At 67.6% G+C, this 24,628-nt stretch carries 26 protein-coding genes; 8 read left to right on the top strand and 18 right to left on the bottom strand.

Annotation, left to right across the window (positions count from 1 at the left end; genetic code table 11):
- Positions 1–71 precede the first annotated feature (71 nt).
- The 7 genes from G6R31_RS02145 to G6R31_RS02115 all read right to left on the bottom strand — a co-directional run bounded on the left by G6R31_RS02145 (position 72) and on the right by G6R31_RS02115 (position 8,300).
- Positions 72–491 carry a DUF8082 domain-containing protein gene (locus tag G6R31_RS02145; protein WP_017870225.1) on the bottom strand — a complete coding sequence of 140 codons (420 nt, stop codon included), beginning with the start codon at positions 489–491 and terminating at the stop codon, positions 72–74.
- Positions 488–1,339, bottom strand: a complete 852-nt coding sequence (locus G6R31_RS02140; RefSeq protein ID WP_017870226.1) for a hypothetical protein — start codon at positions 1,337–1,339, stop codon at positions 488–490. The genes G6R31_RS02145 and G6R31_RS02140 overlap by 4 nt, the downstream gene beginning before the upstream one ends.
- Before the next feature lie 372 nt (positions 1,340–1,711).
- Positions 1,712–2,347 (bottom strand): monothiol bacilliredoxin AbxC, encoded by a 636-nt coding sequence (abxC, locus tag G6R31_RS02135; protein WP_025567523.1) that lies wholly within the window; start codon positions 2,345–2,347, stop codon positions 1,712–1,714.
- 54 nt (positions 2,348–2,401) lie between these two features.
- Positions 2,402–3,361, bottom strand: a complete 960-nt coding sequence (locus G6R31_RS02130; protein WP_025567521.1) for a class I SAM-dependent rRNA methyltransferase — start codon at positions 3,359–3,361, stop codon at positions 2,402–2,404.
- A 78-nt stretch (positions 3,362–3,439) separates the two neighbouring features.
- Positions 3,440–4,378, bottom strand: coding sequence for a phospho-N-acetylmuramoyl-pentapeptide-transferase (locus tag G6R31_RS02125; RefSeq protein WP_017870229.1), 939 nt, complete (start codon positions 4,376–4,378; stop codon positions 3,440–3,442).
- Between the two features lie 166 nt (positions 4,379–4,544).
- Entirely contained in the window at positions 4,545–5,903 is a 1,359-nt protein-coding gene (gene ffh, locus G6R31_RS02120) for a signal recognition particle protein (protein WP_017870230.1), read from the bottom strand.
- A 96-nt stretch (positions 5,904–5,999) separates the two neighbouring features.
- Positions 6,000–8,300 (bottom strand): RelA/SpoT family protein, encoded by a 2,301-nt coding sequence (locus G6R31_RS02115; RefSeq protein WP_017870231.1) that lies wholly within the window; start codon positions 8,298–8,300, stop codon positions 6,000–6,002.
- A gap of 377 nt (positions 8,301–8,677) precedes the next feature.
- Here G6R31_RS02115 and G6R31_RS02110 point away from each other — a divergent pair, with 377 nt between their 5' ends.
- Positions 8,678–9,007 carry an FKBP-type peptidyl-prolyl cis-trans isomerase gene (locus G6R31_RS02110; protein WP_017870233.1) on the top strand — a complete coding sequence of 110 codons (330 nt, stop codon included), beginning with the start codon at positions 8,678–8,680 and terminating at the stop codon, positions 9,005–9,007.
- 205 nt (positions 9,008–9,212) lie between these two features.
- Here G6R31_RS02110 and G6R31_RS02105 read toward each other — a convergent pair whose 3' ends face one another.
- Positions 9,213–9,461: a hypothetical protein gene (locus tag G6R31_RS02105; protein ID WP_017870234.1), complete on the bottom strand. Its 249-nt coding sequence runs from the start codon at positions 9,459–9,461 to the stop codon at positions 9,213–9,215.
- A gap of 102 nt (positions 9,462–9,563) precedes the next feature.
- Between G6R31_RS02105 and G6R31_RS02100 the strand changes: the two genes are divergently transcribed.
- Both G6R31_RS02100 and G6R31_RS02095 read left to right on the top strand, forming a co-directional pair.
- The gene (locus tag G6R31_RS02100) at positions 9,564–10,016 is read left to right on the top strand and encodes a DoxX family protein (RefSeq protein WP_017870235.1); all 453 of its coding nucleotides are present in this window, start codon (positions 9,564–9,566) and stop codon (positions 10,014–10,016) included.
- Positions 10,017–10,025: 9 nt separating this feature from the next.
- On the top strand, positions 10,026–10,526 hold the full coding sequence (locus tag G6R31_RS02095) for a hypothetical protein (protein WP_017870236.1): 501 nt from the start codon (positions 10,026–10,028) through the stop codon (positions 10,524–10,526).
- Positions 10,527–10,535: 9 nt separating this feature from the next.
- Here G6R31_RS02095 and G6R31_RS02090 read toward each other — a convergent pair whose 3' ends face one another.
- Both G6R31_RS02090 and G6R31_RS02085 read right to left on the bottom strand, forming a co-directional pair.
- Positions 10,536–10,949 (bottom strand): hypothetical protein, encoded by a 414-nt coding sequence (locus G6R31_RS02090; protein ID WP_025567516.1) that lies wholly within the window; start codon positions 10,947–10,949, stop codon positions 10,536–10,538.
- A 73-nt stretch (positions 10,950–11,022) separates the two neighbouring features.
- Positions 11,023–11,874, bottom strand: a complete 852-nt coding sequence (locus tag G6R31_RS02085; protein ID WP_025567514.1) for a M55 family metallopeptidase — start codon at positions 11,872–11,874, stop codon at positions 11,023–11,025.
- Positions 11,875–11,920: 46 nt separating this feature from the next.
- Here G6R31_RS02085 and G6R31_RS02080 point away from each other — a divergent pair, with 46 nt between their 5' ends.
- The gene (locus G6R31_RS02080) at positions 11,921–12,202 is read left to right on the top strand and encodes a GNAT family N-acetyltransferase (protein ID WP_017870239.1); all 282 of its coding nucleotides are present in this window, start codon (positions 11,921–11,923) and stop codon (positions 12,200–12,202) included.
- Positions 12,203–12,265: 63 nt separating this feature from the next.
- Here the strand turns inward: G6R31_RS02080 and G6R31_RS02075 are convergent, their stop codons facing one another.
- Together G6R31_RS02075 and G6R31_RS02070 are read right to left on the bottom strand one after the other, a co-directional pair.
- A complete protein-coding gene (locus G6R31_RS02075) occupies positions 12,266–12,520 on the bottom strand; it encodes a hypothetical protein (protein WP_017870240.1) in 255 nt (84 codons plus the stop codon).
- Positions 12,517–14,628 carry a 1,4-alpha-glucan branching enzyme gene (locus tag G6R31_RS02070; protein ID WP_017870241.1) on the bottom strand — a complete coding sequence of 704 codons (2,112 nt, stop codon included), beginning with the start codon at positions 14,626–14,628 and terminating at the stop codon, positions 12,517–12,519. The genes G6R31_RS02075 and G6R31_RS02070 overlap by 4 nt, the downstream gene beginning before the upstream one ends.
- A 450-nt stretch (positions 14,629–15,078) precedes the next feature.
- On the opposite strand from G6R31_RS02070, the gene msrA reads away from it, so the two are divergent.
- Both msrA and G6R31_RS02060 read left to right on the top strand, forming a co-directional pair.
- The gene (msrA, locus tag G6R31_RS02065) at positions 15,079–15,672 is read left to right on the top strand and encodes a peptide-methionine (S)-S-oxide reductase MsrA (protein WP_017870242.1); all 594 of its coding nucleotides are present in this window, start codon (positions 15,079–15,081) and stop codon (positions 15,670–15,672) included.
- Positions 15,672–15,899, top strand: a complete 228-nt coding sequence (locus G6R31_RS02060) for a hypothetical protein (protein WP_017870243.1) — start codon at positions 15,672–15,674, stop codon at positions 15,897–15,899. Before msrA ends, G6R31_RS02060 begins: the two co-directional genes overlap by 1 nt.
- 425 nt (positions 15,900–16,324) lie before the next feature.
- On the opposite strand, the gene G6R31_RS02055 is transcribed toward G6R31_RS02060, so the two are convergent.
- The 5 genes from G6R31_RS02055 to G6R31_RS02035 all read right to left on the bottom strand — a co-directional run bounded on the left by G6R31_RS02055 (position 16,325) and on the right by G6R31_RS02035 (position 21,780).
- Positions 16,325–17,080 (bottom strand): serine/threonine-protein kinase, encoded by a 756-nt coding sequence (locus G6R31_RS02055; RefSeq protein ID WP_017869596.1) that lies wholly within the window; start codon positions 17,078–17,080, stop codon positions 16,325–16,327.
- Positions 17,081–17,510: 430 nt separating this feature from the next.
- On the bottom strand, positions 17,511–18,512 hold the full coding sequence (locus G6R31_RS02050) for an SIS domain-containing protein (RefSeq protein WP_017869597.1): 1,002 nt from the start codon (positions 18,510–18,512) through the stop codon (positions 17,511–17,513).
- A gap of 65 nt (positions 18,513–18,577) precedes the next feature.
- On the bottom strand, positions 18,578–20,821 hold the full coding sequence (locus tag G6R31_RS02045) for a DNA internalization-related competence protein ComEC/Rec2 (RefSeq protein ID WP_017869598.1): 2,244 nt from the start codon (positions 20,819–20,821) through the stop codon (positions 18,578–18,580).
- Positions 20,815–21,195, bottom strand: a complete 381-nt coding sequence (locus tag G6R31_RS02040) for a ComEA family DNA-binding protein (RefSeq protein WP_017869599.1) — start codon at positions 21,193–21,195, stop codon at positions 20,815–20,817. Before G6R31_RS02040 ends, G6R31_RS02045 begins: the two co-directional genes overlap by 7 nt.
- Before the next feature lie 33 nt (positions 21,196–21,228).
- On the bottom strand, positions 21,229–21,780 hold the full coding sequence (locus tag G6R31_RS02035; protein WP_152423500.1) for a hypothetical protein: 552 nt from the start codon (positions 21,778–21,780) through the stop codon (positions 21,229–21,231).
- 48 nt (positions 21,781–21,828) lie between these two features.
- On the opposite strand from G6R31_RS02035, the gene gatA reads away from it, so the two are divergent.
- The gene (gene gatA, locus G6R31_RS02030; protein ID WP_025568004.1) at positions 21,829–23,277 is read left to right on the top strand and encodes an Asp-tRNA(Asn)/Glu-tRNA(Gln) amidotransferase subunit GatA; all 1,449 of its coding nucleotides are present in this window, start codon (positions 21,829–21,831) and stop codon (positions 23,275–23,277) included.
- A 71-nt stretch (positions 23,278–23,348) separates the two neighbouring features.
- Here gatA and G6R31_RS02025 read toward each other — a convergent pair whose 3' ends face one another.
- On the bottom strand, positions 23,349–23,768 hold the full coding sequence (locus G6R31_RS02025; protein WP_017869602.1) for an organic hydroperoxide resistance protein: 420 nt from the start codon (positions 23,766–23,768) through the stop codon (positions 23,349–23,351).
- Between the two features lie 63 nt (positions 23,769–23,831).
- Between G6R31_RS02025 and G6R31_RS02020 the strand changes: the two genes are divergently transcribed.
- On the top strand, positions 23,832–24,584 hold the full coding sequence (locus G6R31_RS02020; RefSeq protein ID WP_017869603.1) for a TSUP family transporter: 753 nt from the start codon (positions 23,832–23,834) through the stop codon (positions 24,582–24,584).
- The last annotated feature ends 44 nt before the right edge of the window (positions 24,585–24,628 follow it).

The following is a 24,628-nucleotide window of genomic DNA, read 5'->3' as shown; positions in this document are numbered from 1 at the left end:
CCTCTCGGGCAGGCGGGCCTCTCGGGCAGGCAGCGGACCATCAGGGTGGGGGCAGAGACATCGGCGCGAACTCAGGCCAGCCTCCGCGCCCGCAACTGCCGCACGAACTGGTGCAGGTGCGTTTCGTCCAGTTCCGGCGCGACGGCCCCCAGCAGCGCCGAGAGGGTGGCCCCCTCCCCCACCTGCTCCAGCGCGTCGTCAATCAGGAATTCCCCGATGGGGCCGACCACGCTCACCAGAGCCTGGGTCACGTTGCCCAGCACCGCCTCGGTGACCGGCTGCTCGCGGCGCAGGGCGCGGCTGGTCCAGCTCTGCGCCTGTTCCAGCGCCCGTTCCACGTCCTCCTGACTCAGCTCCAGTTGCGAGGCGATCTGTGCCAGGGTCCGCTTGCCGTCCACCAGATCAAGAACCCGCCACGCCGCGTAGGGCAGCGAGGTTTCGTCGCGCAGGCCGCTGGGCCAACGGGGAATGTCGTGGGTCCAGCGGGTCACAGCGTCTCCAGGCCGGTGGCCGCCCAGCCGGGGCCGCGGCGCACCCCGTCGAGCGGCAGGGTCCGCAGGTCCAGCCGCAGTTGCCGCAGGCTCAGCCGGTAGGCCGCGAGCAGCGCGGGCAGCAGTTCCTGCATCGGCACGTCGTCCTCGACCGCCAGTCGGCCCCGAATCAGCGTCACCTCACCTGCAAACGGGTCGAGGACCGGGTGCCGCCCGGCCAGCTGCATGCTGACCTGCTTCCAGACCTCCTCGAACCTGGGCGCGGTCCGGGCGGTCACGGCCAGCACCTCACGCCAGGTGCTGACCAGCAACTCGCGGTTGTGCTGCTGTCTGGACGACAGCGCGTGACAGGTCGCGCCTGCGGGGGGCAGCACGCCCGAAGTCACCCGCCCCCCCTCCCAGAACGAGCAGTGGGGCCCGGCGAGCAGCACCCCCTGAAACCGCTCGCGCTGCAACCGCTCGTGGACGGCGGGCCAGGGCAGCGGCAGCGGGCGCGGCGCGGTGTGGCGGCACTCCCACAGCACCTCGGCCACCAGCGGGTCGGTCAGGGTCAGGGTGACCCAGGCGCGGGACAGGCCACGCATCGCCACGTCCAGCGTGACCTCACTGCCGCTGGCCGCGAGGCCCCCGAGCAGTTGCCCGCCCACCCACACGAACCGCGCCCAGCGGCCCTGCTGCTCCACGTCGAGCACACCGGTCAGGCCCTGCTGCTGCAACGTCTCCAGCGCCGTGAGCACCTCGGTCCAGGGGTAGAAGTCGGTTGAAAGGCGCCGGAACACGACCTGGTCCTGGGGCACAGGCAGGCGTAGCGGCGCGGCGGACGTGGGGGGATGCGGGTTCTGGGTCATGGGTGAGCAACGAACAGGATGAGCAGCAGACAGGTCGCAGGAAACGGAAGCCGGGGGCAGAGTTCAGACTTGGCCTTGCCCATCATGACACCCGCCGGGGTCTTACCCCCAACTTATACGGATTCCGCTTAATTCCTGCACAGTCGGGCCTGTACAGTTGGGAAGGCGCCGCCTGTGCATCCATATCGCGGAATCCGTATTTTTTCCTACTCGCATCCGCTCTGCTGCGCAGCTTTGCAAGTCGGATTGAATCTGGTAGTTTCAGATTCAATCGGAATCCGTATTACAATCCTCTGTCCGTCTCCCGCGCCGCCCCCACAAAAAGGCCCCGCCCGGAAGGTCCAGGCAGGGCAGGGCGGCAAGGGCAGGAGCTTAACCGAGCTGGTCGAGCACGTCCTGCACGCGGGCTTTCAGGTCGCCCCGGTCCTGCGGCGCACCGAGCTGGTGCAGGCCGCCGTGGTAGGCGTCGGGGTCCCCGAACAGGCGCGAGAGCAGGTCGAACTCGCGCTGCGAGCGCAGGCTGGCGTCGTCGCGGAACATCGTCACGTACTGGTCCTGAAACGCCCAGTCGCTGAGCTGCCCGTCGAGGTAGGCCCGCATCAACTGGCGGTAAGGCTCCACGTTGTCGTCGGTGGCGAGTTGCGCCGCGCCGCTGCGCTGGGGCACGTGCTGGCTGAACACCGGCGCCAGGGCTTCGGGGGTGATGTCCCAGTTGTTGACCTCGTACTGCGGCTGACCATTCTGAAACAGGATGAACTGCGGGCTGTGGTGGGTGATGCCGGTCATCTCCGCGACGTGGTTGCTCGCCGGGCGCCAGTCCACCACCCGGATAAAGCCGATGGGGAGTTCGTAACGCTGCAGGAAGGTCTCGATGACGCCGAAGCCCTGCATGGTCTTGTGGCAGGTTCCGGCTTTGAACACAGCGGCCTGGGGGTGGTCTTTCAGGAACTGGTCCACCTCTTCCGGCGTCGTCAGGGGTTGCAGCACTTGGTCTTGGCCTTGAGTCATGCCCACAGCTTACCCGAATGCTTTACAAAATGAACCGGCGCAACCCTTCATCGGTCACTCCACGTCCCACACCTGCACCTTGAGATGCGCGGCACCGGGATAGTCGCGCCCCGGCCCCAGCGCGGCGCTCAGACGTCCGCGCCGCCCCGCCGTGTCCAGCCCGTGCTCGATGAGGCGCGTCAGGCCGCCCGCCGACACCCCGGCGTGGTTGAGCAGCGCGAGGACGCGCCCGTCCGGAGCCGTGACCCCGCAGGCCTGCGCGAACAGCCGCCCGTAGTCCTTGTCGGCCCGCCACGTTCCGGCCTTCGAGCGGGCGAAGCCGGGCGGGTCGAGCACGACGAGGTCGAACAGGTCGCCCCGCTTGCGCAGCCTTTCGAGCCACCCGAACACGTCGCCGTACAGAAAGTCCGGGTCGGGCGCCGCCAGCCCGCTCAGGGCGTAGTTGGCCTGCCCCCACCCCAACACCTTGCGCGAGAGGTCCACGTTCTTGACGGTTTGTGCGCCGCCGAGGGCCGCGCTCAGGCCAAAGCCGCAGGTGTACGCGAAGGTGTTCAGCACCCGCCCCCCTGCCGAGTGTTCGCGCACCCAGCGCCGCGCCGGGCGAGCGTCGGAAAACAGCCCCAGGCTGAGGTCGGCACCGGGCCGAATCAGGAAGGGCACCCCTTCTTCCAGCACCGTCACCTCGGGCCGGGCCGCGCCCCACACCGGGTCGGGCGGCGAGAGCCGTTCGCGGGCCACGTTCGCCAGGTGTCTCGCCTCGGGCGGGCGGCGCTTGAGGTAGACCCCGGCCAGCCCCGCACCCTCTCCACACTGCGCGGCCAGGGCGTGTTCGGCCTCCGGCCCCAGTTCGGCGTACAGGCTCAGCACCCCGGCGTCTCCTGCCACGTCCAGCGCCCACACACCCCCGGTTTCGGTGATGTGGACCGCGCGGTAAAAGGTGGTACCCGTCTCCGGCAGCCCCGCGCGGCGGCTCAGGGCGCGGGCGAGCAGGTCAGGCGCCGGCAAAACAGTCATTCCCGGATTGTACGCAGTGACGGGAGGGAAAAGAAAAAGCCGGAGCGGTGGCCCCGGCCTGTTCATCTTCTCTGGTGCTCAGGGCCGCCCGCCCATCAGCCACCACGTCAGCGCGGTGGCGATGCCGGTGACCACCCAGAAGCGCAGGGTGACGTGGGTTTCGGGCCAGCCGCTGAGTTCGAAGTGGTGCTGAATGGGCGTCATGCGAAACACCCGCTTGCCGCGCGACTTGAACGACGCGACCTGAATCACCACGCTCAGCACGGCGATGACGGGAATGATGGCGGCAATCGGCAGCAGCCACACGTCCGAGTACAGCGCGTAGGCTCCGGCGGCCACCGCGCCGATGGCGTGGCTGCCCATGTCGCCCATGAACACGCGGGCGGGGTGGGCGTTGAACCACAGGAAGCCCAGCAGCACCGCCACCATCAGTGCGCTGATGGGCGACACGGCCACCAGCGGCAGCAGCACGATCATGCCCACCCCGGCGAGCAGACCGTCGAGGCCGTCGGTGAAGTTGAAGGCGTTGACGCTGCCCACCATCACGAAGGCGATAAAGAGCATGTCGAAGATGGGATAGCCGCCGACGGACATGAAGCCGGGCAGCAGTTGATGGCTGGCGAGCGGCGCGGCAAAGCCCGCGAACAGGAGCGCGACGAGCAGTTGCAAGGGGAACTTCTCACGGGCGAGCAGTTCCTTTTTGCCGCCGAACTTGCGCGAACGGATTTTCAGGAAATCGTCGATGCCGCCCACCACGCCCATGCCGAGCGCGGCAAGCAGAATCATCACCTCGCGGCTGAGGTTGGCCTGCCCGATGCCGCCGAAGGCCAGCAGCGCCAGAAACACCAGCACCAGCGCCAGCACGAACGCCACGCCGCCCGCCGTGGGGGTGCCTTCCTTGACGAGGTGGGTCTGCGGGCCTTCCTGCCGGACCGGCTGCCCCCAGCCGAAGCGCTTGCTGTAATGAATAAACAGCCCAAGCAAAAACCACGACAGCAGCGCCGCCAGGACCATCATGGGCGCACCTGCCGGGCGATGACCCGGCCAGAGCGCCGGTCACGAAGTGGGAAAAAAGGCAACGTCATCTCAGTGACGAAGCGTACCATGAGGGGCTGCACCCTCTCGGCTCAGAAGTGTGGGGGCCGGAAGTGACGCGTCCCGGCCCCCGCGCTCCCCTTGCCCCTTACTTTTTCATCTTGAGACTCGGCGGCACCTGACCGCCGCCGCGCGGCAGTTTGGGCATCCGCATGCCTTTGCCCTTGCCGCCGGTCATCTGGCCGAGCATCTTCATCATTTCCTTCATCTGCTCGTGCATTTTCAGCAACTTGTTGATGTCCTGCACGCTGGAGCCGCTGCCCTTGGCGATGCGCTTGCGGCGGCTGCCGTCAATCATCTTGGGGTTGCGCCGCTCTTTGACCGTCATCGAAGAAATCATGGCGTCGATGCGCTGAAGCTGCTTTTCGTCGATGGTAAAGCCCTCGGGCAGCGCGCGGCTCATGCCGGGAATCATCTTCATCAGGTCGCCCAGCGGCCCCAGCTTGCGAATCTGACGCAGTTGCAGCAGCAGGTCTTCGAGGTCGAAGTCGCCGGGTTTCTTGACGTCCATGGCCTTGAGGTCGGCTTCCTGCGCCCGCTCGATCAGGCCCAGCACGTCGCCCATGCCCAGGATGCGCCCGGCCACCCGGTCAGGGTAGAAGGGTTCGAGGCCGCCGATTTTTTCGCTGACCCCGGCAAAGTAAATCGGCTTGCCCGTGACCGAGCGGGCCGAGAGCGCGGCGCCCCCACGGGCGTCCCCGTCCATCTTGGTCATGATCAGGCCCGACACGCCGATGCGCTCGTCGAAGCTCTGGGCGACGTTGAGCGCCTCCTGCCCGGTCATGGCGTCCACGACCAGCAGCGTTTCGGTGGGCTGCAACTCGGCCTTGAGCGCGGCGAGCTGGTTCATCAGCCCTTCGTCGATCTGAAGGCGCCCGGCGGTGTCCACGATGACGAGGTCACGCGGGTCGCGGGCCAGATGCTCCTCGATTCTGGCCTTCGTCTCGGCGGGCGTTTCACCGTCGTTCACCTTCAGCACCGGCACGCCGACCTGCTTGCTCAGCACTTCGAGCTGGTCGCGGGCGGCGGGGCGCTGGGTGTCGGCGGCGACGAGCAGCACCCGGCGGCCCTGCTTCTTGTAGTGCGCGGCGAGTTTGCCCGAGCTGGTGGTCTTGCCCGCGCCCTGAAGGCCGACCATGAACCAGACGTTGTGCTTCTTGTCGAGCGAGGGCTGCGCCGACTCGCCCCCGAGGGTCTGAATCAGTTCGTCGTGAACAAGCTTGATGACGGTCTGCCCGGCATTGAGCGAGCCGAGCACCTGCTGGCCCACCGCCTGCTCGCTGACGCGGCCCACGAAGTCCTTGGCGACGGTGAAGTTCACGTCGGCTTCGAGCAGCGCCATGCGAATCTCGCGCATCGAGGCCTTGACCTGCGCCTCGGTCAGCTGGCGCTCGCGGCCCAGCTTTTCCAGAATGTCCTGCAATTTGTTGCCCAGCGACTCGAACATAGTTCGGGCAGGCTAGCAGGTTGGGGGGCGAACAACAGGGAATCGGGCGCCGTCCGCACTGCGGGGCCAGCCCGTCGCCCGGAATGCCCGCCGCTCTCACCCCCGCTTCGGCCCGCGCCCGATGCGCAGCACGTCGGTCACGTTGGGCACGGCCAGCAGCGCCGAGCGCACGACCTCCAGCTGGCCCGGGTTGCCCACGGCGAGGCGCAGGTGAATGTGGGCGGTGCCCCCCGCGTCGGCCCGCGCCTCAACCTTCAGCGAACTGGTCTTCTGGTCGCTCAGGACCTTCATCACGTCGGCCAGCAGGTGCGAGCGGTCTTCGGCGACCACGTCGAGGTCCACGATCAGTTCCTGCTCACTGACGGCGTTCCACGAGGCGGCCACGCAGCGCTCGGGTTCGCCCGCGAGCAGCCGGACCATGTTGGGGCAGTCGATGCGGTGGATGCTGACCCCGCGCCCCCGCGTGAGGTAACCCATGATCTGGTCGCCGCGAATGGGCGAGCAGCAGTTGCTGATTTTGGTCTGGGTGGTAAAGCCCTCGACATAGATGCCGTGTTCGGAGGGCTTGACGGCGGCGGGCCGGGGTGACCTGGGCGCCGCCTGCTCCTGCGCCAGCGTGGGCGAGAGGATGCGGGCCACCACGCTGGGCGTGAGCTTGCCCGCCGCGAGTGCGAGGTAAAGCTCGTCGGGGTTGCGGGTGCCGAGCAGTTTCTGGGCAGCCTCTTCGAGCAGCTTGGAGCGCATCAGCTGCCGCACCGCCAGTTGACGTCGCCGCAGGTAACGCTCCAGCAGGTCGTGCCCCTTTTGCAGCCCCTCGTCGCGCTTTTGCTGGCGCGAGTAGGCCCGAATCTTGGTGCGGGCGCTGCGGGTCGCCACGAAATTGAGCCAGTCCTCGCTGGGCTTGCCCTGCTTGCTGGTCAGCACCTCCACCATGTCGCCGTTTTGCAGTCGGTGCGAGAGCGGCACGATGGAACCGTTGACCCGCGCCCCCACCGCCGTTTCCCCGATGCGGGTGTGGATGTGGTAGGCGAAGTCGATGGGTGTGCTGCCCGCCGTGAGCGACACCGCCAGCCCTTTGGGGGTAAAGACCCGCACCCGCTGCGAGAGGATGTCGTTTTTGACCGCGTCGATGTAGTCGGACGCGTCCCCGATTTCGTTCTGGATTTCGCGCAGCTGGGCGATCCAGTTCTCGCGGTCTTTTTGCGCGAGTTGCCCGCCCTGTTTGTAAATCCAGTGCGCGGCCACGCCGTACTCGGCCACCTCGTGCATCCGCAGCGAGCGAATCTGCACCTCGATCGGCTGACCGCTGCGCGAGATGACGGTGGTGTGCAGGCTCTGGTAGCCGTTGGGTTTGGGCACGGCGATGTAGTCCTTGACCCGGCCCGGCAGCGGGGTCCACATGGAATGCACCACGCTCAGGGTGTGGTAGCACACGCGCTTTTCGCGGTTTTCCTCGGCCCGCTCACGGCGCGACTCGTCCACGCCTTCGGGCACCGCCAGCGGGCGGGTCTTGAGAATCACCCGCAGCGCGAGGAGGTCGAAAATCTGCTCGAGGGCCTTGCCCTCCTTCTGCATCTTGTTGTGGATGCTCCACAGGTGCTTGGAGCGGCCCGCAATGTCGATGTCCTCCACCCATTCGAGCAGTTCGAGGTCGTCTTCCAGCGCCCCGCGCAGTTCGGCCACCGCGTTCACGATCAGGTCGTCGCGCTCTTCCTGGCGGGTCCGCAGCCGGGTCTGCAGGTACTCGTAGGCGTCGGGGTGCAGGTACCGGAAGCTGAGGTCTTCGAGTTCCCACTTGATGCGCCCGATGCCGAGCCGGTGCGCGAGCGGGGCGAAAATCTCCATCGTTTCGCGGGCGATGCGGGCCTGCTTTTCGGGCTTCATGCTGCCCAGCGTCCGCATGTTGTGCAGGCGGTCGGCGAGCTTGACCACGATGATGCGCAGGTCCACCGTCATGGCGATGAGCATCTGGCGCAGGTTCTCGGCCTGCATGTCGCGCCCGTCGCCCGGCACCTCGGCCTGCTGGTTGCCCTGTTTGGAGAGCTTGCTGACCTTGGTTTCGCCCTCCACGATGCGCCGCACGTCAGGACCGAAATTCGCTTCGATCCGCTCGAAGGTCACGCCCTCCACGTCTTCCACCGTGTCGTGGAGCAGCCCGGCCATCAGGCTGTCGGTGTCCATGCCCAGCCGCGCCAGGATGACCGCCACCGCCACCGGGTGGGTGATGTACGGCTCGCCACTTTTGCGCCGCACCCCGGCGTGCGCGTCACGGGCAAAGACGTAGGCGGCCTCGACACGCCCACGCTCGACATCGGGCCGGGATTCGATCAGGGCGCGGAGTTCCGCCATGCCGTGGTCAGGGTCGGGGGGGAAAACGGCGGGGGACAGCTCCGGCATCGGCGCAGCATAGTGTCTGCGTCTTGAGGCCACGTTGAGGTGGCTCACACATGGGAGCGGGGACCAGAAAAAAGCCTGCCGCTCAGGGCAGACCGTCGGGGTTCAGCGGCGCTCGCGCACGCGCACGGGAATCGGCACCGGACGTGGCCGGGTCGGGCCGCTCAGCGTGCCGCGCAGCCATTCCAGAAATTCTTTCAGGCCTTTCATACCTCCAGTCTAAGAGCTGAAGGGTGAGCGGAAGTGGCCCGCAGATGATGTCCGCTTCATGTCGGCCAGCAGGGACAAAACTCCTTTCCAGAACTCCGGGCGGGCGCTGGACCCTTCACAGCTGTTTCACTGTCCCGCCCTGCGGCGGACCCAGGCGCTAGGCTCACCGCATGGATCAGGACCTTCAGATCGAGAAGTACCACGAGGGCAACGGTCAACCTGCCGAAAAAGGCAAGATGGTCAGCGTCCACTACACCGGCACCCTGGAAAACGGGCAGAAGTTCGACTCCAGCCGTGACCGGGGCCAGCCCATCGAGTTTCCGCTGGGCGTCGGCTACGTGATTCCCGGCTGGGACCAGGGCATCGCGCAGATGCGGGTGGGCGACAAGGCCCGGCTGACCATTCCCGGCCACCTCGCCTACGGTGAAGCGGGCGTGCCCGGCGTGATTCCCCCGGGCGCCACCCTGATTTTCGATGTCGAACTGATGGACGTTCGCTGACCCCAGCCAGCGCCTACAGCGAGAAAGGACCGGCCCCCTCCCACGCGGAAGGGGGCCGGTCGCTTGCGGCGCTCAGCGCTCGTCTGATACGGATTCCGATTGAATCCAGCAGATTTCTGGATTCAATTCGACTGAAAGGAGTAGGAAAAGATACGGATTTCGCGATATGGATGCACAGGCGGTGTAGTTCCGACTGTGCAGGAATTTAGCGAAATCCGTATGGCTCGCTCTGGGTGCCGCCTTCCAGCGGAGCGTCGAGGACGTTGGTGTCGTCCGAAACATAGTTGCCGTGTTCGTCGAGCATTCCGCCCTGTTCCACGCCTGCGTCGGCGGTGCCGGGGCCGTCCTGCACCACGCCCGACTGCGGGGTGGGGAACTTGGTGGCGCTTTCGGAATCGGTGCTGCGCTGCTGCTGGGGGATGTCGGTCTGTTCGTCACTGCGGCGTCCGGTCATGGCAGGCACTGTAGTCCCCCGCCACAGCGGGCAGGTGTGCCGGACTTGAGGACAGATTTATGAGAACGCGGAGGCTGGAAGCCGACTGCTACACTGGCGGACATGGCCCGTCAACCAGAAATCGGTCTTGCGCTTCTCCGGCTGGTGCTGGGTGTGGTGTTCGTGGCCCACGGAATTCAGAAAATCACCTGGGGCGACCTCAGCCCGCTGGTCGAGCAGTTCCGGGCCTGGGACGTGCCCTATCCGCTGCTGACCGCGCCGCTCGTCGCCACCATCGAAACCGTCGGCGGCGTGCTGCTGTTTCTGGGGCTGGCGGCCCGCACGGTGGCGTTTTTGCTCAGCTGCATCATGTTCGGCGCCATCTGGTATGTCCACTGGGGGCGCACCTTCTTCGCTCCGGCGGGGCTGGAGCTGCCGCTGCTGCTGCTCGGGGGCAGCCTCGCCATCATGTTCGGCGGCCCCGGGATTCCCTCTATGGACCGCGTGAACTACCGCATCCCCTATTTCGGGCGCACCACCACCCGCGTCTATGAAGAAGAGCGGCCCCGGCTCTAGACTCCCAACATGTTGAAAATACAGCGGCTGGGCGCAAGCCTGGTCTTGAGCGGCTGCCTGCTCGTCGGGTGTGACACCGCAGCGGAAAAAAAGGCCTCAACAGACGTCAAAGTGCAGCAGGACGCCGAGTTTTACCTGCGGTCCTGTGCGCGCAGCCTCGAAGCTCTGCGGACCCGGCCCGAGGGCGACGGCACGCTCCCCGCTGCGGTTGCGGGCCAGCCGTGCGACTCGGCGGCGCTCGGGGACTACAATCTGCCCGCCGAAATGTCCGATACGGTCAAGAGCAGCGTCATCCGCATTGACGACGAGCGCCTGAGCGCCTACACCATCGAGATCACGGGCCTGGACGGCAAGCTCTACAGCTACCGCGACCGGGGTGTCCATGCCGCGCAGCAGGAAGAGGACGCCATTTACGCGGACGACAAGAGCACCGTCTTTCCGCAGGAACGCGCCGAGGACGAGAAGAGGACAGGTGGCCCCAGGCTGGAAGAAGGTTCCTCCACGCCCTGACCGGGCAATTCAGAACCGCAGTTCCAGGCCCACCCCGGCCCCGAAGTGCCCGGTCAGGGTGCCCCGGGCGTAGGCCCGCCAGCCCAGCGGTCCCAGCACCGGCCCGCGCAGGCCGCCTTCCGCGTAGAGGTTGAGGCCCTGGCGATACTCGGCGCCCGCGCTGGCGAAGGCGTCCACCTTCGTCAGCGGCAGGTTGAGGTCGCGCAGGGTCAGCGCGGCGGCGTAGCGGTTTGCACCCTGCCAGCCCTTCTCGGCACTGCCTTCGACGCCCAGCGCCCCGATACGCGGTACGGCCAGCAGCGAACTGCCCAGCCGCACGCCGTAACCCGCCTTACTCACGTCCGCCCCGGCCCAGGTGGTCGCGCCCACCGTACCGGAAAGAGACATCAGGGCCAGGGCCGCCACCATCTGAAGCTGTCGCATGAAGGCAGGCTAGGGCGCCGGACCTGACGGGGGATGAGCGGGAAGGGCCACTTCCCAGCCGCCAGGCCGGGCTTCAGCCGTCCAGCCGCACCTCGGCCACCTTCGCCAGCAGGCGGAAGGTCTGGAACAGGTGATAGGCGCTGTCGCTTTCCCAGCCCACCGTCACGGCGTCCACGCGGGTGATGCCCGGCACGCGCTCGCAGGCGTCGGCGCGGGATTGGTGGTCGAAACTGAGCTGGCAGGGCGCGGGCCAGCGGGTGACGTGGGGAGCAAGCGAGGCGGCGCGGCGCACCCCGGCTTCGGCCCCGGCCCGGATGCGGCGCACGGCTTCTGCGGGGTGCAGGTGAAGGGCGGCGAAGCTGCTCAGCCCTTCCTTGACCGCCACCGTCTCGACCCCCTCGCCCAGTTCGGCGCGGATTTCGTTCATGGCGACGTCGTCGCCGGACGCAAAAGCGACAGGCACGCCGTACTGCCCCGCCAGCAGCGCGTTGAGACCGTACTCGCCCGTGTCCACGCCGCCGACCCGCACGTTGCGGACAAACCCGTTCCAGGTGTGCGCCAGGGGGCCGCGCATACTCCCGGCGCGGGCGTGGTAGCCGACAAACAGCAGCGCCCCCACGCCGCTTTCCTGTACGCCCTGCACCATGCTCAGCGGCTTGTCGTTGCCGGTGGTGTAGCGCACCCGCTCGGGCAGCAACTCGGGCAAGAGGTTGCGCATGGTGTCGTGGCTGTCGTTGACCAGCACCTCACTTGCACCCGCTGCAAAGGCACCCTCGGCAGCGGCGGCGGCCTCGCGGGTCATCTGAATCCTGGCCTTTTCATACTCGCTGCCGCTCACCGGTCCCCCGAACTCGGGCGGGCTGACCTGCACCCACGACGCGACCCCACAAATGCCTTCCATATCCACGCTGATGACGACTTTCACGCAAATCAGAGTAAAGGTGCGGCGGAAAGGAAGGTAGACTGCCCCCATGCCAGAACTCCGTAAAAACGAGCAGCAGAGCCGCTATGAAATCGTCCTGGGCGACGAGGTCGTCGGATTCGCCGAGTACCGCCAGGAGGGGGAAAACGTCGTGATGCCGCACACCGTTGTCAACCCTGACCACGAAGGCGAGGGCCTGGGCAGCCAGCTTGCCCGCTTCGCGCTGGACGATATCCGCGCGGCAGGCAAGCAAGTGGTGCCGTCATGCGCTTTTATTCGCGGCTACATCGAGAAGCACGCCGAATATGCCGATCTGGTGGCGCAGGGCTGAGAACAGGGAAAAGGGAGCGCGGCAGCGGGGGAAAAGACCCAGGCTGCCGCGCCCCCTTTTTCGTCATTGATTGCTCGCCACCCACAGCAGCAGCGCAATCAGCAGCAGGTCTATGGCCCAACTCGAAGGCCGCTTGAGCCGCTCGTCGCGCTGCGCCCGCCAGACTTGCAGGCCCAGCCGGGCAAACAGCAGCCCCGCAATCAGGTACGGACTCGGAGGGGGGCCACCACTCAGCAGCGGCCAGAGCAGCAACCCAGCGAGCAGCAGCAGAAGCAGCAGGCTGACGGCGGTCAGGGGGCCGGGGCCTGCGCGGTTCAAGCCTTTTCCCCGCCTTCCGGGTCGGCAGGTTCAGCGGTCAGGGGTTCGGCATCTGCCGGAACGCTCGGACCGTCCACGCGGGCGGGGGTGTCGGCAATCAGGCGCTTTTGCTCGTTGGGCTGGGGCGAGACGGCCCGCTCTAGTTGCACAGCCTGGGCCGATTGCCGCGCCGCTTCCACCTGTTCGGGCGTCAGGGACGGCACGGGCGACAGGGCGGGAGCGGCGGGCTGCACGGGTTCCAGTACCAGCACGCTGCTCGGGGGCAGGTTCAGGTGCAGGCGGTGGGTCTGGCCGTGGGCGGCTTCCTCACGGGCCATGAGGTCGGGCTGCTGGGTGCCGAAGCCGCCGAACTCGCCGTCGTCGGTGGAGAGCACGACCCGGTACTCGCCGCCCTGTGGCACGCCCACCGCGTAGCCCTCACGGTAGACCGGGGTCAGGTTGGCGACCACCAGACTCCAGGCCGCGCCGCGCGGGTCGCGCCGGACAAACGCATAGACCGAAGCGTCGGTGTCGTCGGCAGCAATCCAGGCCATGCCTTCCTCACGGGCGTCGCCCGCGTGCCAGTCGGGACGGCCCACGTACAGGGCGTTCAGGCGCCGCACCAGGTTCATGACGCCCCGGTGGTCGGGCTGCTCGGCGTGGTACCAGGGGAGCGCTACATCGTGGTTCCACTCGGTGCCCTGCGCGAAGTCCTGGCCCATGAACAGCAGCTTCTTGCCGGGCGTGGTCCACATCAGCGCCAGAAAAGCGCGGTAGTCGGCCCGCTGCGCGTACCAGTCGCCGGGGTGCTTGAGGACCATCGGTTTTTTCAGGTGAACGACCTCGTCGTGGCTGATGGCGAGCACGTAGTTTTCGCTGGTGCGGTAGACGTTGAAAAAGGTCAGCTTGTGGTGGTCGTACTTGCGCCACAGCGGGTCCTGCTTGAAGTACGCCAGCGAGTCGTTCATCCAGCCCATCGCCCACTTGTAGTCGAAGCCCAGGCCCTCGGGGGTCGGCGTGGTGATGCCCGGAAAGGACGTACTTTCCTCGGCGATCATCAGGCAGCCGGGGGCCATGTGGTGCGCGACTTCGTTCAGGCGCTTGAGAAAGGCGATGGCTTCGAGGTTCTCGCGCCCGCCATGAATATTCGGGACCCACTCGGTCCGCGAAAAGTCCAGATAAAGCATGGAGGCCACCGCGTCCACCCGCAGGCCGTCCACGTGAAAGTCCTGAAGCCATTTGAGCGCCGAGCCGATGAGGAACATCACGACCTCGTTGCGCCCGTAGTCGAAGATGTAGGTGTTCCAGTCCTGGTGAAAGCCCTTGCGCGGGTCGGCGTACTCGTAGAGCGGCGAGCCGTCGAAGTGCGCCAAGGCGAACTCGTCGGTGGGAAAATGGCCCGGCACCCAGTCCAGCAGGACGCCGATGCCCAGGCCGTGCAGGTGGTTGACCAGATATTTGAAATCTTCCGGGTTGCCCAGGCGACTCGTCGGGGCGTAGTAGCCCGTGACCTGATAGCCCCAGGAGCCGTCGAAAGGGTGCTCCATCACGCCGAGCAGTTCGACGTGCGTGTAGCCCATATAGGTCACGTACTCGCCCAGCCGGTGCGCGAGGTCGCGCCAGTTCAGGAACCAGCCGTCGTCGCGCCGCGCCCACGACCCCACGTGGCACTCGTAGATGCTGACCGGCTGCTCCAGTGCTTGCCCGCGCCGCACCCGCTGCGCGAGCCACTCGCCGTCGGTCCACTCGAAGCCGCGCTGCCACACGATGCTGGCGGTCTGGGGACGCACCTCGAAAAAGGTGCCGTAAGGGTCGGCCTTGTCCACCGTGCGCCCATCCTGCCCGGTCACGCGGAACTTGTAGCGCTGGCCCTGTTCGGCCCCCGGCACGAAGACCCCCCAGAAGCCGAAGTCGAGGCGCTGCATGGGATGCGAAAAGCCGTCCCAGCCGTTGAAATCGCCCACCACACTGACATGCTGGGCGCTCGGTGCCCACACGGCGAAACGCACGCCCTGAACGCCGCCTTCGGTGGTGGGGTGGGCGCCGAGCAGGTGGTCGGGCCGCACCAGGTCAGCGGTCACCAGTTTTTGCAGGTGCTCATGGCTGAGCGCGAGGGGAGGCAAAGACATGCGGCGAGTCTAGAGCAGTTCTCCGAATTACGTGATGCGCGGAACGGCACCCCGCATCACTCCATTCTCTGCTTCGCAGCTTTGCAAGTCCGCCCTGCTCAGTGTTTTGCACTCGCTCTCTTCGAGCTGTCCCAGTCCGCTCGCCAAAAAGACGTTGCGTCTTTTTGTCAAATGCTCTAACCGCGTGTCCTGCCGGGGACGGGCGCGGGGGGGCGAAACTGTGAAAGGTCTAATACGGATTCCGATTGAATCTGGTAGTTTCAGATTCAATCCGACTTGCAAAGCTGCGCAGCAGAGCGGATGCGAGTAGGAAAAAATACGGATTCCGCGATATGGATGCACAGGCGGCGCTTTCCCGACTGTGCAGGAATTAAGCGGAATCCGTATAAAGCCCGCCTCATGGTGGGGCAGCATCCCCTCGGCGCGGGCCGTCGGGAGCACAATGGACACATGACCCAGGACAACGCACCCCGCCCCGATAAAACTCTGCCCGACCACGCCCAGACTGACCGCCCGCTGGAGCAGGCCATTTTCGCCGGAGGCTGCTTCTGGTGTACCGAGGCCGTGATGCAGGACCTGCGCGGCGTGGAACAGGTCGAGAGCGGGTATATCGGCGGCAGTGTGCCCAACCCCGACTACCGCTCGGTGTGCGGCGGCCAGACCGGGCACGCCGAGGCGGTGCGCGTGACCTTCGACCCGGCGCAGGTGAGTTACCGCGACCTGCTGGGGCTGTTTTTCGCCACCCACGACCCCACCACCCTCAACCGTCAGGGCGCCGACGTGGGCACCCAGTACCGCAGCGCCCTGTTTCCGCTGAGCCGGGCACAGGAAGAAACGGCCCGCGAACTGATCGGTCAGCTCACTGCCGAGAACACCTTCGGGCGGCCCATCGTGACCAGCATCGAACCGGCGAGCACCTTCTACGTGGCCGAGGCGTACCACCAGAACTACTACAAGAACAACCCCGGCCAGGGCTACTGCATGGCCGTCATCTCGCCCAAGGTCGCCAAGCTGCGCCAGCATTACGGCGATAGATTGCGCTGATGCGGCCACTGTGGCAGACCGGGGCAGCCGGGGACACCGCGCAGCTTCTCGCCGGAGAGGGGCGGGCGGCGCTGGTGTGGGCGGGCGGCAGGCTGGAAGCCGACACGGTAGAGGAACTGCTGCTTCTGGCCGCAGCGGACGCCCGGCTGCCCGGCGAGCTGTACGCCCGATTGCTCGATGACCTCGACCTGCTGGCGGGTGGCCCGGCGCGGGCCTGGGAGCCTTGATACGGATTCCGATTGAATCTGGTCGTTTCAGATTCAATCCGACTTGCAAAGCTGCGCAGCAGAGCGGATGCGAGTAGGAAAAAATACGGATTCACCTCGGGTGCGGCGAGATTCGCGGTAGTGGGAAGGTAAAAATGCCGTGCAGAGCGCGGGAGCGGTCTCCGCCTTCCAGTCCTGCCCTCGTCATCGCGTGGATGTCCCCCCTCGCCGGATGGATTTCACTTCCGATCGCTTTCCACAGCGCCGAGCAAAAGGTCCCCCACAACATGGTTTGCGCCTCGGTTGAACACTCATTTGCCGCCGCACCCGAGGTGATTCCGCGATATGGATGCACAGGCGGCGCCTTCCCAACTGTATAGGCCCGCCTGTGCAGGAATTAAGCGGAATCCGTATTGACGCACTGAGTGAATCCCGGTGGCCCAGGGTCAGGACAGCGTTCCCTCGGCCAGATGCAGCACTTCCCGCCACACCTGCGCCGCGTCGCTGGGACGGGCCGAGCGGTCGGGGGCCAGCAGATGCTCCCGCAGGCGCACCAGCGGGTCGGTGCAGGAGGGCGCGGGTTCGCCGGGCTGGGGCAATTGCCCGTGCAGGCCCCAGTACAGCAGGATGCCCACGCTGTACAGGTCGCTTTCCGGCCCCTGCGCTTCGCCCCGGCCTGCCTCGGGACTCTGGAAGGCCGGGGTGCCGATGCGCAGCCCTGCGCCTGTCGCCTCCCCCACCGGGCCGCTGAGGTCGTAGTCCACCAGTTTGGCGCTGCCGTCCTCCTCGACCATCACGTTGTCGGGCTTGACGTCGCGGTGCAGGATGCCGCGCCCGTGCAGGTAGGCCAGGGCTTCGAGGACATGCGTCAGGGTCAGCAGGTAGGCCCGGCGGTCACGCTCCAGCGCCGGACGCCGCCGGTAACGCTCGAACAGCACCTGGCCCCGCGCGTAGGCGACCAGCAGCATCGGCTGCCCCCCGATCTGCCCACGCGCGAGCACCGGGGCGAGCCGGGGGTGCAGCAGCCCCACGCCGTGCTCGTACTCGCGCTGCGCGAAGGCGGCGAGGTCAGGCGGAAAGACCTTGACGGCCCGCACCTGCCCCCGCCCCGTCACCGCCAGATACACGACGCTGTGTGAGCCGCGCCCCAGCACCCGCACCAGCCGCGTGCCGTTGTCGAGAAGCTGGCCCGCGACGGTCATGGGTTCAGCTTAGAGCAGTTCTCCGAATGACGTGATGCGCGGAACGGCACCCCGCATCACTCCATTCTCTGCTGCGCAGCTTTGCAAGTCCGCCCTGCTCAGTGTTTTGCACTCGCTCTCTGCGAGCTGTCCCAGTCCGCTCGCCAAAAAGACGTTGCGTCTTTTTGTCAAATGCTCTAGCGAGGACGCCGGACGCCCGGTGAGGACCGGGACAAAGGGGCGCTGAGGAAGGGGGTGGCTGAGGAGAGGGGGACGTCCCCTCGTACGGATTCCGCTTAATTCCTGCACAGTCGGGCCTATACAGTTGGGAAGGCGCCGCCTGTGCATCCATATCGCGTAACCCGTATTTTTTCCTACTCGCATCCGCTCTGCTGCGCAGCTTTGCAAGTCGGATTGAATCTGAAACTACCAGATTCAATCGGAATCCGTATCAATCCTCGTCGTCCCGGAGGTCGCGGTCGTTCGCGTCCCCTTCCTCCGCGTCCCAGTCCTCCTCCAGCGCGGTGCGGCGCGGAGACACTTCATCACGCTCGGCGCGGAGGTGGTCTTCGCCTTCCTCACCGGCCAGCACCGCCTGGGCGCGGCCCAGCACCGGCACGTCGCCCGCCGTCAGGCCGTAGCGCTCGGCGAGGTAGGCCGCCACCCACGCGCCGAAATACCACAGGGCGAGCTGTCCGGCGTAGGCGCTTTCGCTTTCACCCGGGAAGGGCACGTGAATCACCTCGTCGATGCGCGATTCCAGCACCTCGCGGGCCACGGCCAGCGCGGGGTCGAGGTCCCCGAGCAGCAGGGCGAGGCGCCCGTCGCCGTGTTCGTGCTGGGCCTCGAACGCGCCGGTGACGACGGGGAGAGGGTCGCCCAGCACCGGCACCCCCAGCGTCTTGCCCATGCGGGCGAGCAGTTGCTGCCACGCCTGCGGAAGCGCGTCGGCGTCGGGCGCGGCGAGCAGCAGCGGAGCGCGGCCCCACAGACTCCAGGCGAGCGTGCGGGCCGGGTTGTCCTCCCCCGCATCGGGGCCGCAGCGCGTGGCGAGGTCAGCCAGCAGCCGCTCGGCTTCCTGCGCGTCCTCGGCGTGACCGGTGGCGTAGGCGAGCGCCTGGGCGAAGTGGTAGGTCGCCAGCGCCCCGCCGGGCACCAGCACGTCCACCTCGTGCGCCGCGCCCCCGGTCGTCACGCGCCGCACCGCCGCGCCCGCCACCTCGGCGAGTTCGGCGTAGGTTCGCGCCGCGTCCTGACTGTCGGGGCTGGACAGCACGAACTGGGTGCCGGTGCGGGTAAAGTTGCCCGTCACGCCGGGCAGCACGCTCGCCAGCTGGGCGGCCAGGGTGCCTTCGCCCACGCCGACCACCGCGTAGGGAGCGGGTTCGGGGCGCTGGGGGCCGGAATAACTGCCGGGCAGACGGGAGAGGAGAGCGAGAAAGTCGGTGCTCATGGGCAAGAGTGTACGGGGCGCCGCGCGGCAGGAACGGCGCACGGACCTCTCTTGGCGCCCGCCGCTCAGGGCAAAGGCCAGCGCACCGTGCCCAGTTCGTCGGTTCGCCAGACCTTCGCCCCGGCAGCGGCGATGCGGTCCAGCACGGCCCGCGTGGGGTGGCCGTAGGTGTTGCGCCCCACACTGATAAGAACGTCGCTGGGGGTCGTCTGCCGCAGCAGCGCCTCGCCGGTGCTGAAGCGGCTGCCGTGGTGCGCGGCCTTGAGCAGCGTGAGGTCGCCCGCGCCGACCAGGGCCTCGGCGGGGTCGGGCAGGTCGCCGAGCAGCGCGGCCCGGAACTCGCCGTCTTCCACCCGCAGCGCCACCGAGTTGTCGTTGTCCTCGGTGGACCAGACGTGTCCGGCGGGCCAGAGGGCCGTCACGCTGACCGGGCCAGCCGTCACCCGGTCGCCCCGGCGAAGCTCGCGCACTGGGACCTTCCGTTCGTGGGCAGCCGAGAGAACGGCGTCCAGCACCGGGTCTTCACCCGGCTTCTTGAGGTGGCCCACCCACAGTTCGCCCACCGGAAGGCCCCGCAGCACGCTGGACAGGCCCTCGACATGGTCGGTGTCGGCGTGCGTCGCCACCACCACGTCCAGTTTTCGCACGCCCAGCGCCCGCAGAGCAGGCAGCACGGTGCCCCGGCCCACGTCGTAGTCGCTGCCGACCGAGCCGCCGCCGTCGATGAGCATCGTCAGACCCGGCACCCGCAGCAGGGTCGCGTCGCCCTGGCCCACGTCCAGAAACACCAGTTCGCGGGGCGGGCGAAGCTGTCCGGGCAGCCAGGTCAGCGCGGCGCAGGCGAGGGCTGCCGTCAGCGCCGCCTGTCCGCGCACCCGGCCCAGCAGCCAGCCTGCCCCCGCCGCTGCCGCCAGTGCATAGGCGACAAAGCCGCCCGCGCCGAGGTTGCCCCAGGTCAGCACCGGGGCACTGCCGAAGGTCTGCGCGACCCACAGCAGCGCGGACGCGAGGGGGGCCACCGCCCAGTTCACCAGCCCCCCCGCCGGACCCAGCAGCCCCGCGACAAACCCCAGCGGCACCAGCGCGGCCATGAGGGGCGCGGCGAGCAGGTTGGCCGGCAACCCCACCAGCGGCAGTTCCCCGAAGGTGTGGGCGATGACGGGCAGCGTGGCGAGTTCGGCCAGGACGGTGGCCGAGAGCGCCAGCCGCAGCGCACGCGGCCAGCGCGCCGGGAGCCGCTCGGCCAGCCGGCCCGAGAGCAGCAGGCCCAGCACCGCCAGAAAGGAAAGCTGGAACCCGATGTCCAGCAGCCACAGCGGAAACAGCAGCAGGCAGGCGACCGCCGCCAGCGCGACCACCCCCAGCGGGTCGAGTCGGCCCCGCCCCACCATCAGCGCCAGAAGCGCCGCCCCGCCCATCAGCACCGCGCGGGTGATGCTGGGGGTCGCACCGACCAGGAGCAGCAGATACACCGGAAGCAGCGCGGCGGGCAGGCCGTACTTCCATACGGGCCGCGCCCCCAGAGCGCCGAGCAGCCAGATGAGCGTGCCGGTCAGCAGCGCCACGTTCTGCCCGCTCAGCGCCATCAGGTGCGCCAGCCCTGCGCGGGCGAAAGCGTCGCGCACCGAAAAGCCCTCGTCGAAGCTCTCGCGCCCGATGTCGCCGCGTTCTCCCAGTTCCACCGCCGTCATCAGCGCGGCGGGTCGGGAAGGCAGCCCCGCGCTCAGGCCCCGGCGAAACCAGCCGCGCAGCCCCTGTTCCGGAACGTGCCGCTTGACCTCGGCCCGCACCAGCACCGTTTTCGGGGTGGGCACCAGCAGCCCGCCCTGCGAGCGCAGCCACGCCGCTTGGTCGAAACCGCCGGGCGTGCGCCGTCCTTCCGGGCGAATCAGGCGACCAGAAACCACCAGTTCGCCCGGTCCCTGTTTGGGCTTGGGCGCGAGGGCCACCCGCGCCGCCGGGTCGTCCAGCGTCAGAAACTGCCCGTCCCAGTGCCCGCGCAGCGTCACGAGGGCGCCGACCCAGGGGGCCATGCGGTCCGGTTCGCGGGCCTGCAAGTGCGCCGAGCCGAAGCCGAGCACCGCGCCGAGCAGCACCAGCGAGGCCAACAGCGGACGGGCGTCGAGCACGCTCAGCAGCGTTCCGGCCAGCAGCGCCAGAGCGCCCCAGGACAGCCCCAGGTGCAGCAAAATCCCGCCGACCATGCCGAGCGCCAGCGGCACCGACCACGCCAGCCGCCCGCCCTGGGCACGGGAGCCGGGCGGAGGAGGCCGCACCTCGCCCGTCTGCGGGTCGTGACCCGTCACCACTTCACCAGCGGGGCGAGGTCGCGCAGGGTGGCTTCACCCACGCCCTTCACGCGGTCGAGGTCGTCGAGGGAGCGGTAGGGGCGCCCGGCAATGATCTTCCTTGCCAGGGCCGGGCCGACGCGGGGCAGGGCTTCCAGTTGTTCTGCACTCGCCGTGTTCAGGTCCACCCGCCCACTGATGAGGGGAGTCACACTCGGGGTGGCCGGATAGGTCGGCGGCTCGCCCGGCGTTCCGGCCTGGACCGGGGGCAGCGCCGTGCGGGTCACCGAAGGCACCTGCGGGCGCGGCAGCAGCGCGGGGCCGAGGGTCAGGGCGCCGACCAGCAGCGTGCCAGCAGCCAGAAGAGCTTGCCAGACCCGTTCTTGAGGGGGCATGGAGCGAAAGTAGCAGGCGAAAGCAAGAGGCGTCTATTTCGAATACGCCTTATCCAGCTCCTCCTCTTGCATAGCCCATATGAGATTGAGCAGGGCTTCACCACTGGCAGCGCGAACAAGAGTCCCAGGTCGGCGCAGTTCACCCAGGACATCGGACAACTGATGGACGGTAATACCCGCCTGCATCAGTAATTCCTTTTCCAGGGGTTCATAGAGCTTATGAATGACAACTTCTCGCGTCCAAGGGCCAGGAGCAAGCCGACTGCGTAACGCGCTTTTCTCGGGATGGTCAAACTTTTTGGCGACCCATTCCGCAACTCCCTGTTGAAGCTCGTCCAGCTCACGCTTCCGGGCACTTGTTGCCTTACGGTTAGTTGCTCGCTGAGTCGCTTGGGGTACCCGTGAAAGATAACTGGCAGGACGGTGGCTGACCTGCACTTCAAGGTGCCGACATTCCCAGCCTTGAGGGTTAAAGCGGACCGCCAGCAAATCTATCTCATGGACACCGAGCCTGACACCGCGCAGACAGAAAAATCCCTGACGGGCAAGCCACTCCTGTACAATTTCCTCGGCAAGAAGTGCCACGCCGACAGTGTAACTTTTCCCTGCTGCCCCGCTAGACTGCCCGGCGATATGCCCGCTTTTCAGACCGCCGCCCAGCTTGCCCGCGCCGTAAAGAGTGGCGAAACGACCCCCCAGCAGCTTCTGGAACAGGCCCAGGCCCGCGCCGAGGCCGTGCGTGACCTCGGCGCCCTGGTCAGCCTCAACGAGCACGCCGGGGAGCAGGCCGCCGCCGTGCAATCGCGTGTGCAGGCGGGCGAACACCTGCCGCTGGCGGGCGTGCCCATCGTCATCAAGGACAACATTAACGTGACCGGCACGCGCACCACCTGCGGCAGCAGAATCCTGGCGAACTATGTCAGCCCCTACACCGCCACCGCCGCCCAGAAGTTGCTGGACGCGGGCGCGGTGGTCGTCGGCAAGGCGAACATGGACGAGTTCGCCATGGGGTCGAGCACCGAAAACAGTGCCAGCGGCCCGGCGCTCAACCCCTGGGACCGGGAGCGGGTGCCGGGCGGCTCCTCGGGCGGCAGCGCGGTGGCAGTGGCGGCGGGCATCACGCCGGTCAGCCTCGGCAGCGACACGGGCGGCTCGGTGCGGCAACCTGCCGCGCTGTGCGGCGTATACGGTTTCAAGCCGACCTACGGGCGTGTCAGCCGCTACGGTTTGGTGGCCTACGCGAGCAGCCTCGACCAGATCGGCCCCTTTGCCCGGAGTGCCGAGGACCTCACCCTGCTGATGAACGTCCTGGCCGGACACGACCCGCGTGACGCCACCAGCCTGAACGTGCCCGCCGACTTCACCGCCGGGAACGCCGACACGCTGCGCGGCCTGCGGGTCGGCGTGGTCCGCGAGTCGCTCTCGGGCAACACCCCCGGCGTGGAAGCCACGCTCAAGGCGACCCTGGACGCCCTGCGCGGCGCGGGGGCGGTGGTGGGCGAGGTCGGCCTTCCCGCCCTGAAATACGCCATTCCGACCTATTACCTGATCGCCATGCCCGAGGCGAGCAGCAACCTCGCCCGCTTCGACGGCATGGTCTACGGCCAGCGGGCGCCGGGCAGCGACGTGACCCAGAGCATGACGCTCACCCGCGAGCGGGGCTTCGGCAAGGAGGTGCAGCGCCGCATCATGCTCGGCACCTACGCGCTGTCCAGCGGCTACTACGACGCCTACTACGCGCAGGCGATGAAGGTCCGGCGCCTGATTGCCGACGAGTTCACCGCCGCCTTCGGGCAGTACGACGTGCTGGTCACGCCCACCAGCCCCTTTCCGGCCTTCCGGCGCGGCGAAAAGACCAGCGACCCGCTCGCCATGTACGCCGCCGACGTGGACACGGTGGCCGTCAACCTCGCGGGCCTGCCTGCCCTGAGTGTCCCCGCCGGATTCGAGGAGGTGGACGGCAAACGTCTGCCCGTCGGCGTGCAGTTCATCGCGCCCGCGCTCGGGGACGAACGCCTGATTGCGCTGGCTGGCAGCCTGGAAGCCATCGGCGCGGTGCAGATGGACACGCCGCAGGACTGATTGCCAACCTCACGAAAGGGCCGGACACCTCAGCGTGCGTCCGGCCCCTTCTCTTTTCCCTTCTCTTCGGGTTACTCGCGCACGCGCAGACGCACGTCCACGTTGCCCCGCGTCGCCACGCTGTAGGGGCAAACCTCGTGGGCGGCGTGCATCAGCGCCTCGGCCTGCTCGTGGGCGATGCCGGGAAAGTGACCTTCGAGTTCCACGTCGAGCGCAAAGGCCAGCCCCGACTTTTGCAGGCCCACGCGGGCGGTGATGGTGGCGTCTGTGGGCAGTTCGACCTTCTGGCGGCGGGCGACCACACCCAGAGCGCCCTGAAAGCAGGCGGCGTAGCCAGCGGCGAACAGTTGCTCGGGGTTGGTGCCGGGGCCGCCGTCGCCGCCCATCTCTGCAGGCATGCTGAGGCTGAGGTTCAGGCGGTCGTCGCTGCTGCGGGCCGTTCCGGCGCGGCCTCCGGTGGCCGTGGCTTCGGCGGTGTAGATGTTGGACATGCCTGGAGTATGGCCGATCCCGGCTGCCGTGAACGTGAGCGCGAAGGGGCTAGACTTCCCCCCGTGCCCGGTCCCGAAGTGCTGCTCTACGGTCTCCCCCTCGCCTTTCTCGCCGGATTCATAGACGCGGTGGCGGGGGGCGGCGGCACCATCACGCTGCCGACGCTGTTTTTCATGGGCCTGCCGCCCGCGCAGGTGGTGGCGACCAACAAACTGCTCGCCATCTTCGGCTCGGCGAGTTCGACGGTGCAGTACTGGCGTAAGGGGCATGTGGACCGGGCGCTGGTGCTGCGGCTGATTCCGCTGGCGCTGGCCGGGAGTGCGCTGGGCGCGTACCTCGTGCGCTTCGTGGACCCCGACGCCTTCAAGACCCTGGTCGGGTTCGTGATTCTGGGGGTCGGCGCCCTGGTCCTCGCCAACAAGAACTTCGGCCTGGAAGACCGTTACCCCGGCCTGACGCCCCGCGTGCTGGCGCTGACGCTGCCCGGCACCTTCGTCATCGGCATGTACGACGGCTTTCTCGGCCCCGGCACCGGCACCTTCGCCATGTTTCTGTTCGCGCTGGCGGGCTTCAATCTGGTCAGGTCCAGCGGCAACGCCCGCACCGTCAATTTCGCCACCAACCTCGGCGCTTTTTTCGCCTTTCTGGTCGGCGGGCACATGGTGTGGTGGATCGGCCTGCCGATGGGCGTCGCCAACGCGCTGGGGGCCACGCTGGGCGCGAGGATGGCGATGCTGCGCGGCTCGGCCTTCGTGAAGTGGATGTACGGCCTGATCGTGCTGCTCGTGGCCGCAAGGCTGTTTCTGACCCGCTGATACGGATTCCGCTTCATTCCTGCACAGTCGGGCCTATACAGTTG

Source organism: Deinococcus wulumuqiensis R12, assembly GCF_011067105.1.
Classification (GTDB): Bacteria; Deinococcota; Deinococci; order Deinococcales; family Deinococcaceae; genus Deinococcus; species Deinococcus wulumuqiensis.
The sequence above is the reverse complement of the archived record's forward strand: the minus strand, read 5'-3'. Positions and strand labels throughout refer to the sequence as shown.